We start from the raw sequence: 16,496 nt of genomic DNA on the forward strand, positions 1-16,496 counted from the left end.
TATTTGCAAGGAGGTGCAGTCATGGATTTATCCAATTTAAAGCCGGCGGTAGGCTCTAAGCACAGCGACAGCTTCAGAAGAGGTCGTGGTCACGCATCAGGCAACGGTAAGACTGCTGGTAAGGGACATAAGGGACAGAAAGCTCGTTCCGGCGCTCCGAGACCAGGATTTGAAGGCGGTCAGATGCCGTTATATAGACGTCTCCCGAAGAGAGGCTTCACAAACAGAAATTCTAAGACCATCGTTGGTATCAACGTAAGCGCTCTTGAGAGATTCGAGAACGACACAGTTGTTACGGTTGAAACATTAATCGAAGCAGGCATCGTAAAGAACCCGCGTGACGGCGTTAAGATCCTCGGCAATGGCGAGCTGACCAAAAAGCTGAACGTAAAGGTTGATGCGGTAAGTGAAGGCGCGAAAGCTAAGATCGAGGCCGTTGGCGGAACCTGCGAGGTGATCTAATATGTTAAAAACGCTCCAGAATGCATTTAAGATAAAAGAGGTCAGAGAAAAACTCCTCTATACGTTCTTTATGCTGGTTGTGACCCGTATCGGATCGCAGCTGCCGATTCCCGGAGTTAATACAACATTTTTCCAGGAACTGTTTACAAGACAGTCCAATGATGCGTTTGGTTTCTTCAATACGATTACCGGCGGTTCGTTCACGAACATGTCGGTATTCGCATTGAGTATTACCCCGTACATCACTTCTTCCATTATCATGCAGCTTCTGACAATTGCAATTCCGAAATTAGAGGAAATGCAGCAGGAGGGCGAGGACGGAAGAAAGAAGATTGCGGAATATACGCGTTACCTTACGGTTGCACTGGCGCTGATGCAGTCCGTCGCTATGGCGATCGGTTTCGGCGGCAAGGGACTTTTAGTTGAGTTTACTGCCCTGAATGTGATTGTCGCTATTGTGACAATGACAGCCGGAAGTGCCATGCTGATGTGGATCGGTGAGCGAATCACCGAGAACGGCGTCGGAAACGGTATTTCTATCGTGCTTCTGTTCAATATCATTTCAACCATGCCAAGCGATATGATTACGCTCTATGAGCGTTTCCTGCAGGGCAAGATCGTGGCGGTTGCAGTTGTAACAGCCGTGATTATCGTAGCGGTTATCGTAGCGATGGTTGTATTTGTTATCATTTTACAGGATGCAGAGCGGAGAATTCCGGTTCAGTATTCTAAAAAGATGCAGGGACGTAAGATGGTTGGCGGTCAGTCCACAAGCATCCCGTTAAAAGTAAATACAGCAGGTGTTATTCCTGTTATCTTTGCTTCATCCCTGATGTCTTTCCCGGTGGTAATTGCTGGATTTTTCCAGGTTAATTATGACACCATCGGAGGAAAGATTCTTCTGGCTCTGAATTCCAGCTCCTGGTTTAATCCGGAGCGTCCGGCTTATTCAGTTGGCTTAATTGTCTACATCGCGTTGATTATTGTGTTTGCGTATTTCTACACATCCATAACATTCAACCCGCTTGAGGTGGCAAACAACATGAAGAAATCCGGCGGTTTCATCCCGGGCATTCGTCCAGGAAAGCCAACATCCGATTATTTGGATGGAATTCTGGAGTATATTATACTGATTGGTGCTTGCGGACTTATTATTGTCTGCCTGGTTCCGATCATTGTCTCTGGACTGTTCTCAGTGAGCCGTCTCTCCTTTGGAGGTACTTCTCTTATCATTATCGTAGGTGTAGTACTTGAGACAATCAAAGCAGTCGAATCACAGATGCTGGTTCGCAACTATAAAGGATTCTTAAACGACTAAGATAACTCGCTTTCTGGGCGGGAGCTCTCTTTCTTAACGGCTGGAGGTGGCCGGAGACAGCTCCTGCCTGGAGGCGATTCTGTTGTATATAGGGAGATTGTACCATTATGAAGATTGTTATGTTAGGAGCACCGGGAGCCGGTAAAGGAACACAGGCTGATAAAATTGCAGAGAAATATAACATTCCGCACATTTCAACCGGAGATATTTTCCGCTCTAATATCAAAGCGGGTACAGAGCTGGGAAAAAAAGCAAAATCGTTCATCGATCAGGGATTGCTGGTGCCGGATGAAGTAACGATCGGCATGCTTCTTGATCGTATTCACGAAGTAGATTGCGAGAATGGCTATATCCTGGACGGATTTCCAAGAACGATTCCGCAGGCAGAGAGCCTGACAGCAGCACTGGAAGAAAACGGAGAGGCAATTGATTTCGCTCTCGATGTAGAAGTGCCGGATGCGAATATTGTAAATCGTATGGCAGGCCGTCGTGCATGCTTAAAGTGCGGCGCTACGTATCATACAGAGTTTGCAGCACCGAAAAAAGAAGGAATCTGCGATAAATGTGGTTCTGAACTGGTTCTTCGCGACGATGATAAGCCGGAGACCGTACAGAAACGTCTGGAAGTATATCATGAGCAGACACATCCTCTGATTGACTACTATAAGAAAAAAGGTGTTCTGCATGCGATAGACGGTACACTGTCTATGGAAACCGTGTTTAAAAACATTGTTGACATTTTGGGAGCATAAAAGATGGCAGTGACGATAAAATCTCCCAGGGAGATAGAACTCATGCGTGAGGCTGGCAGAATCCTTGCCAAAACTCACGAGGAACTGGCGAAGAACCTTCGTCCGGGAATGTCCACCTGGGACATTGATCATATGGGAGAGGAAATCATCCGAAGCTACGGCTGCATTCCCTCATTCAAAAATTACAATGGCTATCCTGCCTCCATCTGCGTCTCTGTCAATGATGAGGTTGTCCATGGAATTCCTCATAAGGAACATTTCCTTGATGAGGGTGATATTGTCAGTCTGGATGCAGGTGTTATCTATAAAGGATATCACTCGGATGCAGCCCGGACTTATGGCATCGGCCAGATCGACGATGATGCAAAAAAACTGATTGAAGTTACCAGACAGAGCTTTTTTGAGGGGATTAAATTTGCCAAAGCTGGCAATCATCTCAATGACATCTCTGCAGCCATTCAGAAATATGCTGAAAGCTTCGGCTTTGGTGTTGTCAGAGATCTGGTAGGCCATGGAATCGGTTCCCATCTGCATGAGGATCCGGAGATTCCGAATTTTGCAAGAAAAAGAAAAGGAATTCTCTTACAGCCCGGCATGACGCTCGCGATCGAGCCGATGATCACCGAGGGCAGCTACGAAGTAGTCTGGCTCGATGATGACTGGACCGTCATGACGGAAGACGGCGGCTGGGCTGCCCATTATGAAAATACGATTCTAATTACAGAAAATGAGCCTGAGATTCTGTCGTTATAGATAGAAAATAGGAAAGAACCTTTTGTGAAATTCGAAGCGTTGATTTGGCTGGCTTCAGCTGGCTGCCACTGGTTATTTCTCCAAACAGGTTGCACTTTGTGAAATGGACAAAAATCGTTTGTTTCAGACAAACCTGCATGTTTTTTGGATGTTTCAGGCAAAGTGGGAGAAATGGCAGCGTATCTGCTGGAGCTACGTCAATCAGCAGCGATGTTTTTTAGAAAGTGTCTGTCTAAGCAGAAACGGAGATCAGAATGACGGAATATGGAATGGCCTGTCTGGTTCGCTCGCTGGCGGGGCATGACAAAGGCAATTATTATATCATAGTCAGAGAAGATGCACACTATGTGTATCTGGCAGACGGACGCACCAAAACTGCCGCCAAGCCGAAACGCAAGAAGAGAAAGCACGTGCAGTTTTCCCACAAGCGGGATGAGGCGCTGGCAGCCCAGTTTGCGGACGGCGCGGCAGTCCAGGATGAAGCGATCCGCTATTTCATTCAGAAATCATTGCAGGGAGGTATATAGAATGTCGAAAGCAGATGTAATTGAGATTGAGGGCGTAGTAGCAGAGAAACTGCCGAACGCTATGTTTAAGGTAGAACTGGAAAACGGACACATCGTACTTGCTACGATCAGCGGAAAACTCCGTATGAACTACATCCGTATTCTGCCGGGCGATAAGGTTACAATGGAAATGTCGCCATACGATCTCTCTAAGGGAAGAATCATTTGGAGAGATAAATAAAGACCAATTCATTTTTCTCAATAAAAATATTGAGAGAAGTGTAAATTTCGCTTGCATTATAGGATTTTAAATGTTATAATGCTTTAGCGAACTTTGTTGAAGCATCAGGTAAGATCCGCCCTTTTGTCCTCTCACGGCAGAGGGATGGAACGAGTCTGTTGTACCTGTAAGTCCGACACAGGACTGCAATAGGTTATAAAAAATTGTATGTCCGAGATTGGACGGACTATTACGGAAAGGAGAATTGCTGTGAAGGTTAGATCATCGGTTAAACCAATTTGCGAAAAGTGCAAGATCATCAAGAGAAAAGGCAGTATCAGAGTAATCTGTGAGAATCCGAAGCACAAACAAAGACAGGGCTAATTTGATTTAGCATCTATTTTTTCGCGCGGCTTTCTATTATGAACCACTCGGATGAGTTGTTCAGTAGTTTAAGCAAATTTATACATTATCAACGAAGAAGTAAGAAAAACTAATGGAGGTGTACTACACACATGGCTCGTATTTCAGGTGTCGATTTACCAAGAGAGAAACGCGTAGAGATCGGCTTGACTTACATCTACGGTATCGGTAGAGCAAGTGCAGCCCGTATCCTGGCCGAAGCTGAAGTTAATCCTGACACTCGTGTTAAGGACTTAACTGACGATGAAGTTAAGAAGCTTGCGGCAATCATCGCTGACAGTCAGGTGGTTGAGGGTGATCTGAGAAGAGAGATCGCTATGAACATCAAGAGACTGCAGGAGATTGGATGCTACAGAGGCATCCGTCATAGAAAGAGCCTTCCGGTTCGTGGTCAGAAGACAAAGACCAACGCAAGAACTCGTAAGGGTCCGAGAAAGACAGTAGCAAACAAGAAGAAATAATTAAGTAACAAGGAAACTGAATCAGGTTAGGTTTAGCAACAGGATTCAATATTTGAGAAAGTAGGTTAGTTTAAAATGGCTAAAAAAGTGTCCACTGGCAAGAAAGTGACAAAAAAGCGTGTAAAGAAAAACGTTGAACGCGGACAGGCGCACATCCAGTCATCTTTTAATAACACAATCGTTACTTTAACAGATGCACAGGGTAATGCCTTATCATGGGCAAGTGCAGGCGGTCTGGGATTTAGAGGTTCAAGGAAATCTACTCCATATGCAGCTCAGATGGCTGCAGAAACTGCAACGAAGGCAGCTCTTATCCATGGCTTAAAGTCTGTAGACGTTATGGTAAAAGGTCCGGGATCAGGTCGTGAAGCAGCAATCCGTGCTCTTCAGGCATGTGGTCTGGAAGTAACAAGCATTAAGGACGTAACTCCGGTTCCGCATAACGGATGCCGTCCGCCGAAACGTAGAAGAGTCTAATTAGGAGGTGCAAGTAAAGTGGCAGTAGATAGAGTTCCTGTACTTAAAAGATGTAGATCTCTTGACCTTGATCCGGTTTATTTAGGAATCGACAAGAAATCAACGAGAAAATTAACGAGAGCCAACAGAAAGATGAGCGAGTATGCACTCCAGCTGAGAGAGAAGCAGAAAGCAAAATTCATCTACGGTGTGTTAGAGAAACCGTTTAGAAATTACTATGCAAAAGCATCCAGAATGAATGGTCAGGTCGGTGCTAACCTGATGATCCTTCTGGAGTGCAGACTGGATAATGTATTATTCAGAATGGGCTTTGGCCGTACAAGAAAAGAGACACGTCAGATCGTAGATCACAAGCACGTTCTCGTAAACGGCAAGAGCGTAAACATCCCGTCCTACTTAGTTAAGGCTGGCGATGTAATCGAGATCAAAGAGAAGTACAAATCTTCACAGAGATATAAAGATATCGCTGAGGTAACCGGCGGAAGAATGGTACCGGCATGGCTGGAAGTTGACGCTGAGAACCTGAAAGGTACTGTTAAAGAGTTACCGAGCAGAGACGAAATTGACGTTCCTGTAAACGAAGTGCTTATCGTCGAGCTGTACTCCAAATAATAAGAAGTATTACTATTATGTTAGTCCAGAATCTCCCATGTATCTGCTTTGGCAGCTGCTTGGGAGATTCCGAGACTACAAGAGTATGGCAGACCCTCAAAAATGTTCCCAAAAGGAGGGGCTATCGTGTTCGATTTTGAAAAACCAAAAATTGAAATTGCTGAGATTTCCGAAGACAAAAGATATGGCAAATTTGTGGTTGAACCGCTGGAAAGAGGCTATGGTACCACATTAGGCAATTCTTTAAGAAGAATTATGCTTTCCTCTTTGCCTGGTGCAGCAGTAAGTCAAGTGAAAATCGACGGCGTTTTGCATGAGTTCAGTTCTATCCCTGGTGTAAAAGAGGATGTAACTGAAATTATCATGAACATCAAGAGTCTGGCGATCAAAAACAGCAGCGAGACGAATGAGCCGAAGACGGCTTATATCGAGTTCGAGGGCGAAGGCGTCATCACAGCAGCTGACATTCACGCTGATTCTGACATTGAGATTTTGAATCCGGACCAGGTCATCGCTACATTAAGCGGCGGCGCGGACAGCAAATTCTACATGGAGCTGACGATCACGAAGGGCCGCGGCTACATCAGCGCAGATAAGAACAAGAGTGAAGATCTTCCGATCGGAGTTCTGGCTGTTGATTCTATCTACACACCGGTGGAGCGTGTCAATATGACCGTTGAGAACACCCGTGTGGGTCAGGTGACAGATTATGATAAGCTGACATTAGATGTATACACAAATGGAACGCTGGCACCAGACGAAGCTGTCAGCCTGGCAGCAAAGGTTCTGAGCGAGCATCTGAACCTCTTTATTGACCTTTCCGAGAATGCCAAGACCGCAGAGGTTATGGTAGAGAAGGAAGACAACGAGAAAGAGAAAGTGCTTGAGATGAACATCGACGAGCTGGAGTTATCCGTTCGTTCTTACAACTGTTTAAAGAGAGCCGGAATCAATACAGTGGAGGAGCTGTGCAACCGCACACCGGAAGATATGATGAAAGTCAGAAATCTGGGTCGCAAATCCCTGGAAGAGGTTCTTGCAAAACTGAAAGAATTAGGCCTGCAGCTCAACCCGAGCGAAGAGGCTTAAGATACCGCGTGGGTGGACGTGCTTTGCAGTACGTCCCTTTCATGCAGATACGGGGACGGGTAAGTCCGAATGGCACAGGTCCCTGCATAACCATCAAACAATTATATTTTATATAGCAGACATTCAGTAAGTCCAAAGGGCATGAGTGCCGGCTTCCGCAAATGGAGGAGAAAGAATCATGGCAGGATATAGAAAACTTGGAAGAACTTCCAGTCAGAGAAAAGCAATGCTGCGCAGCCTGGTAACCGCACTGTTATTCAACGGCAAGATCGTTACCACTGAGGCAAGAGCAAAAGAAGTGAAGAAGATCGCTGAGGGTCTGATCGCTCTGGCAGTAAAAGAGAAAGATAACTTCGAGACCGTTAAAGTTACCGCTAAGGTAGCTCGCAAAGACGAGAACGGCAAGAGAGTAAAAGAAGTTGTTGACGGCAAGAAAGTTACCGTTTACGACGAAGTAGAGAAAGAGATCAAGAAAGATAAAGCTTCCAGACTTCACGCTAGAAGACAGATGCTGAAGGTTCTCTACGATGTAACAGACGTTCCGACTGCAAGAGCAGGCAAGAAGAAAAACACTAAGAAGGTAGATATGCCGGCTAAGCTGTTTGATGAGCTTGCACCGAAGTACGCTAACCGCAATGGTGGTTACAGCCGTATCGTTAAGATCGGTCAGCGTAAGGGCGACGGCGCTATGGAAGTTCTGTTAGAGCTGGTATAATTTAGATAGATTCGTTTGTTTAAGTTGTATCAAATCTTCGTTCTTTTACGCAAGTTTTGAATCGTAAGATGATTTTATACCCCCGGTTTGGGAGACAGAGAAATCTGTCTTCTGAACCGGGTTTTTTGACGTTAGAATGGAATTTTTCAGGTTTTCCATTTACCTTGAGAAAAAGTCAGGGTTTTAATAACACTTGAATGAAAAAAATAGAAAGAATGGCGCAAAAATAGCAGACTGAATTTTATGGTTTTCCGCATACTAGGATTAAACGATTTTATGGAACAATTTCTTGGATTCAAACAGAGTGTACATCTGCATTTCGTTGAAATTCGCCGCAGGGTGGAATCTACGGAACGGGGGAAGTACATAGGAGTAGAAGGAGGAAAAAACGTGCGAAAAAACCCTAGTATGTGGAAAACAACAAGTCGGAAGGAAAAACTTCGCCGTGTTCTGATAGTGATCTTTGGTGCGGGGGTCATTGCGCTTGCCGGCGTGTCTTATCAATATGTGAAGAACGCGGTTCCCGACCGCATCAATGTGGTGGTGGACCGGCAGGAGCAAGTTCGCTTTGGGCTGCCGTTTCGAGCATTGCTGGAAAGTGAGAGCGAGGAGGTGCTTCTAAACGGCAGCTCTAAAATTCCGTCCGACCAGATCCATCTGCAGCTCAACCAGCCCTTTTCCATCTATTCTGAACAGGAGGGAACGTACCGTTTAAGTCTCAAACTCTTTGGAATATGGAAATTAAAGGATATCGAGGTAGATGTGTCGGACGTCCAGTATGCGGTTCCCTGTGGGCTGCCGGTGGGTATTTACATGAAATCCGATGGACTGATGGTGATTGGAACCGGAAGGGTGACGGCACAGACGGGGGAAGTGATAGATCCGGCGGACGGGATCCTGCGTTCTGGAGATTATATCGAGGCAATCAACGGGACGCCGGCGACGGACAAGAAAGATATGATACGGGCGGTCAAGGAAGCGGGAAATATGGCTCTGACACTTTCAGTGCGCCGCGAGGGAGAGACGATGGATGTACAGATGACGCCGGTACAGACGCAGGAGGGAGACTATAAGCTGGGGCTGTGGATCCGCGACGATACGCAGGGCATCGGTACGATGACCTATGTATGTGCTAACGGCGCGTTTGGAGCGCTGGGACACGGTATCAGCGACGGCGACACGGGACTTCTGGTGCAGACCTCCGGCGGCGAACTATACGATACGGAGATTCTGGGTGTGGAGAAGGGTAGTTTCGGAAAGCCGGGCGTGATGTCGGGCGTTATTTACTATGGAAATCAGTCGCGGCTGGGAAGTGTGGAGGCGAATACGGATCAAGGCATTTTCGGGACGGCAAATCCGCGCTTTTTAAGCCGGGTAAAGAACCCTGCAATTCCGATCGGTTACCGTCAGGACGTCAAAAAAGGCCGTGCCTGCATCCGCAGCAGCGTGTCCGGGGAATTGAAAGACTACGAGATTGAGATTCAGAAAATAGACCACTCTTCCAACCGCCACAACAAGGACATGGTCATCCGCGTAACCGATCCGGAACTTCTGTCCCTGACCGGCGGGATCGTCCAGGGCATGAGCGGCAGCCCCATCATCCAGAACGGAAAACTCATCGGAGCAGTCACGCACGTTTTTATTCAGGATTCGACGCGAGGGTATGGGATTCTGGTGGAGAATATGCTGGGACATTGAATCTGGATGCAAAGTAACTGTTTACAAGTGGGAATTTTCTGGACTGAAAATTCCATATGATACAGCTCTGGCAGCAGATTTTGCCGATTTTGAATACGCAGCATCGGCAAAATCCTGTTGCTGGGCACACGTGTGTGAACAGTAACATGCAAAGTACAAAGTTTTTGCTCTCTTTATTGACAGGATATAAAAAAAGCGTATATAATAGAGCAAATTACATATTTGGCAAAACAGTTGAAAAGCTGCGACGCAAAGCTATAGGGCCTGTAAAATGGCAGCCAGTTGCATTAACACGATAACAGAGTATGTTATAGTTGTATGGCTATGGCGTAACTCTGTTTTTTTATAGGAATTTATCGAAACTTGATCTGCAAAGATGGAATTTTCATGTTCAGAAACCGGTCGTGGAGGCTTTTTAATTGCGTGTATTTTGTGTGTCTTTCGACCGGAATCGGTAAAACGTGGTGATAAGGGATCGTTAGATAGGCGTATGGCGGCTGGGCGGTAGAAGGTTTATAGCGGAATCTTAACAGATACGGTTAGCTACAATACATGCTTATATATAGTTTGCATCTTGTGTAATTTATTTTGCATCAAAAGAATTGATAGACAAAATGAGCGTTGAGTGTCGAACTGCGCGATCAAAACGAGTTGAAACTTGTTAAAAAAAGAATTTATAATTATTTTAATCATCACAGGTGCCGAGGAGGAGAATATTATGGCAGAAATGAAGATTGCGATCGCAGAGGATAATCGTCAGGCATTGGATATGCTTGGAAATATACTGGAAAGTGATAAGGAGATTCAGGTGGTCGGAAAAGCGGAAAACGGAACCGATGCCTATAATATGATCGTAAAGACAAAGCCGGATATTGTATTTCTGGACGTAGTGATGCCGGGAATGGATGGAATTTCGGTTATGGAGCGCATCAAGACAAATCAAGACTGTTCAGCTGACACTTCCTTTGTTATGATTACAGCTGCGAGCAGCGAGAATCTGACAGCGGATGCTTTTCGGATGGGCGCCTGTTATTACATAGTAAAGCCATTTTCGAAGGAGGCGGTTTTAGACAAGGTACATCGCCTGAAGAATTACAGGAACCGCGCTTCGACCTGGCGGGCAACCGGAAGGTGGAGCCGTATATGGTGTCGGCGGAATATGAAAGACAGAATCTGGAGAGCGATGTGACGCAGATTCTGCATGAGATTGGGATTCTGGCTCATATTAAGGGATATCAGTACCTGCGGGATGCGATTATTTTGTCAGTCAGTGATAAAGAAATGCTCGGTTCTGTGACGAAAATCCTGTACCCGACCATCGCCAAGAAGCGCCAGACCACTTCAAGCCGTGTCGAGCGGGCAATCCGCCACGCGATTGAGGTCGCATGGAGCCGCGGCAAGATGGACACGATCAACGATCTATTTGGATATACCGTCAGCACAGGGAAAGGAAAGCCGACCAATTCGGAATTTATCGCATTGATTGTTGATAAGATTTGCCTGGATTATAAGCGGGATGTATAAAATCGTGCGGTGCTTTTTGGAGCCGAAAGTGCTGTAAGCCTTTTTAACACGATTGTAACACATTTATGAAAGTGACTGATTGCATGGGTAAATGTGTGTATGATAAGATAAAGGGGAAATAAAAGATGCAGGACTGAAAAACTGCCCCTGTATAAAACAGCTGGACAGAGAGGTCAGGAAAGCAGCTAAAAGAACGGAGAATTGCCTATGAAAAAAAAAGTACCGGCGTACAATGGAACCCTGCGGGATCACACGATTATGTGTCCGTATTGTATCAGTGAATGTTCAGGAATCCGCATCTTTGGAAAGCGTATCAAATCGATCGCCTTCTCAACGGATGTGGCAATCATCAAAAATATCAACGCGGATGCGATCATCGCAGTTTATCCGTTTACTCCGCAGGCAGCTATCTCACAGTCGATCATCAGCATCTCGGATGTGCCGGTGTTTGTCGGGGTCGGCGGCGGTCTGACCGGAGGAAAGCGTTCCGTCCGTCTGGCGCTTCAGGCAGAACATCAGGGAGCTTACGGTGTAGTGGTCAACGCGCCGATCGCGGATGAGGTCATCACGGAGATCAAGCAGGTGGTCGATATTCCGGTCATTGCTACGATTGCTTCGGTTCACACGGATGTCCGCCGCAAACTGAAGGCGGGAGCCGATATTTTAAATGTATCAGGCGCTGCCGCCACCGCATCGATGGTAGCCGAGATCCGGAAGGAGTATCCGGACGTTGCCATTATCGCGACCGGAGGACCGACTAACGAATCGATTTTGGAGACGATCGAGGCAGGAGCCAATGCGATCACGTACACGCCGCCGTCCAACGGCGAGCTGTTTGCGCGGACGATGAAGAAATACAGGGAGATCAATCCCTGATTATACAAAAGCCGGGGCCGAAGAGAAAACATAATTTTCTTTTCGGCTCCGGCTTTTATTTTTGTTTCATAGGAAATTACGTCCTATGAAACAAAAAACGCTCCGCGAGGATGCGCACTCGCGCGAAGCAGAAACATGTCGCAAGCGACCGCGCTCGGCGCGAGAATGTGCCAAGGCACATTCTTTTTCATGCGGTAAAATTTATAATTCATCCGGTACTATGCAAAATATCCAATTCAGAAAATACAGTCTGCAAATCGGAACTATTTGTCATATATTTCCCGATTTTTTTCTCTGTCGCCTACTTTCTAATTCCCTGATTCTATTGTATAATAATTTTAATAGGGTGCCAGATCGCGAGCGGGCACGGTTGGGAGGTAGTAGCTATGAAGAATATTCTGTTTATTGCATCGGAGGCGGTTCCATTTATCAAAACAGGAGGTTTGGCAGACGTTGTCGGATCCCTTCCAAAATGTTTTGATAAGCAGTATTTTGATGTGCGTGTCATGATCCCGAAGTATCTGTGCATCAAAGAGTCATTCCGCAATGAAATGAAGTATGTGAACCATTTTTATATGGATTATCTGGGACAGAACCGGTATGTGGGCATCCTGGAATATGAATATGAGGGCGTGACCTTCTATTTTATTGATAATGAGAGTTATTTCTGGGGTGACCGCCCGTATGGGGACTGGTATTACGATCTGGAGAAGTTTTCCTTCTTCTGCAAGGCGGCTCTCTCATCCCTGCCGGTGATCGGCTTCAAGCCGGATGTCATCCACTGCCACGACTGGCAGACGGGACTTATCCCGGTGCATCTCAAGGACAAATTCCACGGCGGCGAGTTCTTCCGGGATATCAAGTCCGTCATGACGATCCACAACCTGAAGTTCCAGGGGGTGTGGGATGTGAAGACAATCCAGCATTTCTCTGAGCTGCCGGACTACTATTTTACACCGGATAAGCTGGAAGCTTACAAAGACGGCAATATGTTAAAAGGCGGCATCGTATACGCGGATGCGATCACGACGGTCAGCAACACCTACGCGGAGGAGATTAAGACTCCGTTCTACGGCGAGGGACTGGACGGTCTGATGCGTGCGAGAAGCAACAGTCTGCGCGGTATCTTAAATGGTATCGATTACGATGAATTTAATCCGGAGACAGATAAACGGATCGTACAAAATTATAACGCAAAGACATTCCGCAAGGAGAAATCCAAGAATAAAAAGGCGCTGCAGGCGGAGCTGGGACTGGCGCAGGACGAGAAAAAGTTCATGATCGGTATCGTCTCCCGTCTGACCGACCAGAAGGGACTTGACCTGGTACAGTGTGTGATGGATGAGATCTGTACGGAAGATGTACAGCTGGTTGTGCTGGGAACCGGAGATGAACGGTATGAAAATATGTTCCGCCACTATGACTGGAAGTACAATGATCGTGTTTCCGCTAATATTTATTATTCGGAAGATATGTCGCATAAGGTATATGCAGCCTGTGACGCATTCCTGATGCCGTCGCTGTTTGAACCATGTGGGCTGAGCCAGCTCATGGCGCTTCGCTACGGAACCGTGCCGATCGTGCGTGAGACGGGTGGCCTCAAGGATACTGTATGGCCATACAATGAATACGATGGAACCGGAACAGGATTTTCCTTTGCTAACTACAATGCACATGAGATGCTCGACTGCATCCGCTATGCAAAATACATCTATTATAATAAGAAGCGCGAGTGGAACAAGATCGTAGACCGCGGCATGGCGGCTGATTTTTCCTGGCAGACATCGGCTGGAAAATATCAGGAATTGTATGACTGGCTGATAGGATATTAATGACGGACCGAGTGATTTAGGACAGTGGCATATGTGTGGAAGAAAACAGAGGAATTAAGATAGTACAGGAGAGAAACATGACTTTTTTTCAGGAATTGACATCAAACCAGACGCTGATGACCGGCGTGACCGGGTGGGTGGTCGCCCAGGTGCTCAAGACGATTCTGGACATCGGGCTGAACCATTCGTTCAACCCGGAGCGTCTGATTGGCTCCGGCGGTATGCCGAGTTCCCACTCATCCACTGTATGTTCGCTGGCAACGGCGGCGGCGCTGCGGTACGGAGTGGGAAGCTTTGAATTTTCCATCAGCTTTATTCTGGCGATGGTTGTTATGTATGACGCGATCGGTGTCCGGCAGGAGACAGGAAAGCAGGCAAGAGTTCTGAACCGCCTGCTTTTCGATGATTTCCTCAAGCTGGACGGCGTGGTATTACAGGAAAAATTGAAGGAATACGTGGGGCATACGCCGATACAGGTAGCAGCAGGCGCGATTTTAGGCATTTTGATTGCATTTATTCTCGATCCGATGTTCATATAACGAACATCGGATCTTTTCATTTTGGCTGATAGATGGTATAAATATAGGGATAACGTGTATTTAAGCGTTAAATGAAACTGAGGAAATGAGAACAGAACAATGGAACAGAGAAGAGACATAGAAAATATCAAACCAGCCTGCCGGTTAATTCTGGCGAGTGCGTCTCCGCGCCGCAGGGAGCTTTTGGAGCGGATTGGGCTGAAACCGGAGATTCATCCGAGCACTTTGGAGGAAAATCCGCTCTGTACGGAACCGGCGCAGGTTGTGATGGAACTGGCGGGACAGAAGGCGCGCGATGTGATGGCGCAGGTGCGTGAGGAGGCGCGGACGACGGGAATCCTATTTTCCGGGATTATCATTGGTTCCGATACCGTTGTCAGTGTGGATGACGAGATTTTAGGAAAACCGGCGGATCGGGATGAGGCGCTTGAGATGATCGGACGGATCCAGGGGCGCAGCCACCGTGTATACACGGGCGTGGCGATCCTGACTGAGGATCGGGAGAGCTGCTTTGCGGTTGAGACGCGGGTGGATGTATATCCGATGAGCGATGCGGAGATCGAGGCGTATGTAGACTGCGGCGAGTCGATGGACAAGGCGGGTGCATACGGCATTCAGGGAAGTTTTGCCGCGCATATCCGCGGAATCGATGGTTCTTACACGAATGTGATGGGGCTGCCGGTCGGAAGGCTCTATCAGGAATTGAAGCGGATCTGCCCGGAGAAGATAGAAGATCTGCTCAAGCATACGGTCTGAGGTGGATGGCTGATGGAAAGAAAGTTACTGTTCACGGGTAGGCACTTTTAGAACCGAAAGTGCCGTAAGAAAACGTGGTGGCAGACCGTGAACCAGAGTGGAAGGATTGACAGAACGCAGCGCTGCTGGTCATATGTGTGAACAGTATTCAAGTCGAACGTCCGTGAGACTTGGCGCGTGATTCTGGTCAGCGTAAGCTGACATATTCTTTACAGAATCACTGCGCATCCTCGCGGAGCGTTTATCTCAGTCGGAGACAAGGCTTCCACTGAGACAAATTTGCTATTACTCACCACCTGAAGAGGTGGGAGTCTTCTCGACTGAGATAAATCAGCCGCTCAGAGAGAATATGTGACAGGAATTGCTAAAATATGCAGGAGAAAGGGAGTATCCATGCAGAAACAGAAAAGGAAGACAAACCATATCCACCGGGCGGCGTGTGCCCTGCTTGCGGGGCTGGCGCTCAGCCTGGGGCTTTTGACTGGATGCGGCTCGGACGGCAGCACGATCGTGGTGGGAAAGAAGAATGAAAAGGGTTATTCCCGCGCGGAAGTGATGGTGATTGCCATGACGGAGAAAAAACGCTATGAGGAGGTCTGTACGGATCAGATCTGGGGCGTTTCAGTTGGAGAAAAGGGCGATGATTTTGAAACGTATCTAAAAAAACAGATCCGTTCGTTTATGGATGAGCTGAAAATCATGAACCTGCTGGCAGCCGACCGGGGGATTTCCCTGACTTCAGAGGAGCGGGCGGCGATGGACCGGGCAGCAGCCGAGTATTTTGGGCGTCTGCCGCAGTCGGCGATTGACTCGATGGGCGTGACAGAGGCGGATGTCCAGCATATCTATGAGGATTATGGTCTGGCGGAGAAGCTGGCGGGACAGCTCACGGACAATGTGGCGCTGGAGGTCAGCGACAGTGAGGCAAAGGTGATCCATGTTAGTCAGATAAAGACATCGGATGAGAGCGAGGCAGACGCCTTCCAGCGGGCGGCATCGCAGGAAGATGCCGATTTCCAGTCCTGTGCCGAGGAGGCGGGGCTGACGGTGAGTGACCGGGTGCTGGGGCGCGGCGATGAGTCGGATGCCTATGAGAAAGAGGCATTTTCCCTTGCCGAGGGCACAGTCAGCCAGGTGATCCATGCGGACGACGCGTACTATGTGCTCAAATGTACGGACGATTACGACGAGGACGAGACGGCGGCGCGCAAGGAGCGCATCTACGAGGAGCGGAAAAAACGCGCCTTTCAGGAGATCTACGACCGGTTCAGCAATACGATCTCCGTTTCTTACAGCAGCGGGCTCTGGGACAGTCTGGATCTGACCTCGGAGTTCGAGAAAAATGACGCGGATTTCTTTGAGATTTACGCGGAATATGCGATCAAATAGGTAGTCTGTACCTGGGGCGGGCAGACAAAAGTAAACTTATTTTTAAAAAAGGATAACAATTCGGAACAACCGCTTGACTACCGGGGAAAATTCT

Annotated in this window: 18 protein-coding genes, 1 pseudogene and 1 riboswitch; all 19 genes and pseudogenes read left to right on the top strand. The window is 47.4% G+C overall.

The window, feature by feature from the left end:
* Nucleotides 1-21: 21 nt before the first annotated feature.
* The 19 genes and pseudogenes from rplO to DWX91_RS05235 all read left to right on the top strand — a co-directional run bounded on the left by rplO (nt 22) and on the right by DWX91_RS05235 (nt 16,402).
* Nucleotides 22-462: a 50S ribosomal protein L15 gene (gene rplO / locus DWX91_RS05145; RefSeq protein ID WP_022360557.1), complete on the top strand. Its 441-nt coding sequence runs from the start codon at nt 22-24 to the stop codon at nt 460-462.
* 1 nt (nt 463) lies between these two features.
* Entirely contained in the window at nt 464-1,780 is a 1,317-nt protein-coding gene (gene secY / locus DWX91_RS05150; RefSeq protein WP_107000793.1) for a preprotein translocase subunit SecY, read from the top strand.
* Between the two features lie 107 nt (nt 1,781-1,887).
* On the top strand, nt 1,888-2,532 hold the full coding sequence (locus DWX91_RS05155; RefSeq protein ID WP_118471546.1) for an adenylate kinase: 645 nt from the start codon (nt 1,888-1,890) through the stop codon (nt 2,530-2,532).
* A 3-nt stretch (nt 2,533-2,535) separates the two neighbouring features.
* Nucleotides 2,536-3,285: a type I methionyl aminopeptidase gene (map, locus tag DWX91_RS05160; RefSeq protein WP_118471544.1), complete on the top strand. Its 750-nt coding sequence runs from the start codon at nt 2,536-2,538 to the stop codon at nt 3,283-3,285.
* Between the two features lie 254 nt (nt 3,286-3,539).
* Nucleotides 3,540-3,812, top strand: a complete 273-nt coding sequence (locus DWX91_RS05165) for a KOW domain-containing RNA-binding protein (protein WP_118471542.1) — start codon at nt 3,540-3,542, stop codon at nt 3,810-3,812.
* 1 nt (nt 3,813) lies between these two features.
* Complete coding sequence (infA, locus tag DWX91_RS05170) at nt 3,814-4,032, top strand: translation initiation factor IF-1 (protein ID WP_022360552.1); 219 nt, start codon at nt 3,814-3,816, stop codon at nt 4,030-4,032.
* A 249-nt stretch (nt 4,033-4,281) separates the two neighbouring features.
* On the top strand, nt 4,282-4,395 hold the full coding sequence (gene rpmJ, locus DWX91_RS05175) for a 50S ribosomal protein L36 (protein ID WP_003497809.1): 114 nt from the start codon (nt 4,282-4,284) through the stop codon (nt 4,393-4,395).
* Nucleotides 4,396-4,526: 131 nt separating this feature from the next.
* Complete coding sequence (gene rpsM, locus DWX91_RS05180) at nt 4,527-4,895, top strand: 30S ribosomal protein S13 (protein WP_022360551.1); 369 nt, start codon at nt 4,527-4,529, stop codon at nt 4,893-4,895.
* A 75-nt stretch (nt 4,896-4,970) separates the two neighbouring features.
* Nucleotides 4,971-5,372 (top strand): 30S ribosomal protein S11, encoded by a 402-nt coding sequence (rpsK, locus tag DWX91_RS05185; protein WP_022360550.1) that lies wholly within the window; start codon nt 4,971-4,973, stop codon nt 5,370-5,372.
* An 18-nt stretch (nt 5,373-5,390) separates the two neighbouring features.
* Nucleotides 5,391-5,984, top strand: coding sequence for a 30S ribosomal protein S4 (rpsD, locus tag DWX91_RS05190; protein ID WP_107000789.1), 594 nt, complete (start codon nt 5,391-5,393; stop codon nt 5,982-5,984).
* Nucleotides 5,985-6,110: 126 nt separating this feature from the next.
* Nucleotides 6,111-7,073 (top strand): DNA-directed RNA polymerase subunit alpha, encoded by a 963-nt coding sequence (locus tag DWX91_RS05195; protein WP_107000788.1) that lies wholly within the window; start codon nt 6,111-6,113, stop codon nt 7,071-7,073.
* 178 nt (nt 7,074-7,251) lie between these two features.
* Entirely contained in the window at nt 7,252-7,788 is a 537-nt protein-coding gene (locus DWX91_RS05200; RefSeq protein ID WP_022360547.1) for a bL17 family ribosomal protein, read from the top strand.
* Nucleotides 7,789-8,178: 390 nt separating this feature from the next.
* Nucleotides 8,179-9,486: a SpoIVB peptidase gene (spoIVB, locus tag DWX91_RS05205; RefSeq protein ID WP_412693832.1), complete on the top strand. Its 1,308-nt coding sequence runs from the start codon at nt 8,179-8,181 to the stop codon at nt 9,484-9,486.
* Nucleotides 9,487-9,700: 214 nt separating this feature from the next.
* Nucleotides 9,701-9,776, top strand: a riboswitch (cyclic di-GMP riboswitch).
* A gap of 428 nt (nt 9,777-10,204) precedes the next feature.
* Nucleotides 10,205-11,010 (top strand): annotated as a pseudogene (spo0A, locus tag DWX91_RS05210) (sporulation transcription factor Spo0A).
* Nucleotides 11,011-11,217: 207 nt separating this feature from the next.
* Nucleotides 11,218-11,886, top strand: coding sequence for a hydrolase (locus DWX91_RS05215; protein ID WP_107000785.1), 669 nt, complete (start codon nt 11,218-11,220; stop codon nt 11,884-11,886).
* 386 nt (nt 11,887-12,272) lie between these two features.
* On the top strand, nt 12,273-13,718 hold the full coding sequence (gene glgA, locus DWX91_RS05220) for a glycogen synthase GlgA (protein WP_022358456.1): 1,446 nt from the start codon (nt 12,273-12,275) through the stop codon (nt 13,716-13,718).
* Nucleotides 13,719-13,795: 77 nt separating this feature from the next.
* Nucleotides 13,796-14,257, top strand: coding sequence for a divergent PAP2 family protein (locus DWX91_RS05225; RefSeq protein ID WP_117796491.1), 462 nt, complete (start codon nt 13,796-13,798; stop codon nt 14,255-14,257).
* Nucleotides 14,258-14,356: 99 nt separating this feature from the next.
* Nucleotides 14,357-15,013 (top strand): Maf family protein, encoded by a 657-nt coding sequence (locus DWX91_RS05230; RefSeq protein WP_118538452.1) that lies wholly within the window; start codon nt 14,357-14,359, stop codon nt 15,011-15,013.
* 393 nt (nt 15,014-15,406) lie between these two features.
* The gene (locus DWX91_RS05235) at nt 15,407-16,402 is read left to right on the top strand and encodes a peptidylprolyl isomerase (RefSeq protein ID WP_118471530.1); all 996 of its coding nucleotides are present in this window, start codon (nt 15,407-15,409) and stop codon (nt 16,400-16,402) included.
* The last annotated feature ends 94 nt before the right edge of the window (nt 16,403-16,496 follow it).

The sequence above is a fragment of the Clostridium sp. AF22-10 genome, assembly GCF_003478725.1.
GTDB lineage: Bacteria > Bacillota > Clostridia > Lachnospirales > Lachnospiraceae > Otoolea > Otoolea fessa.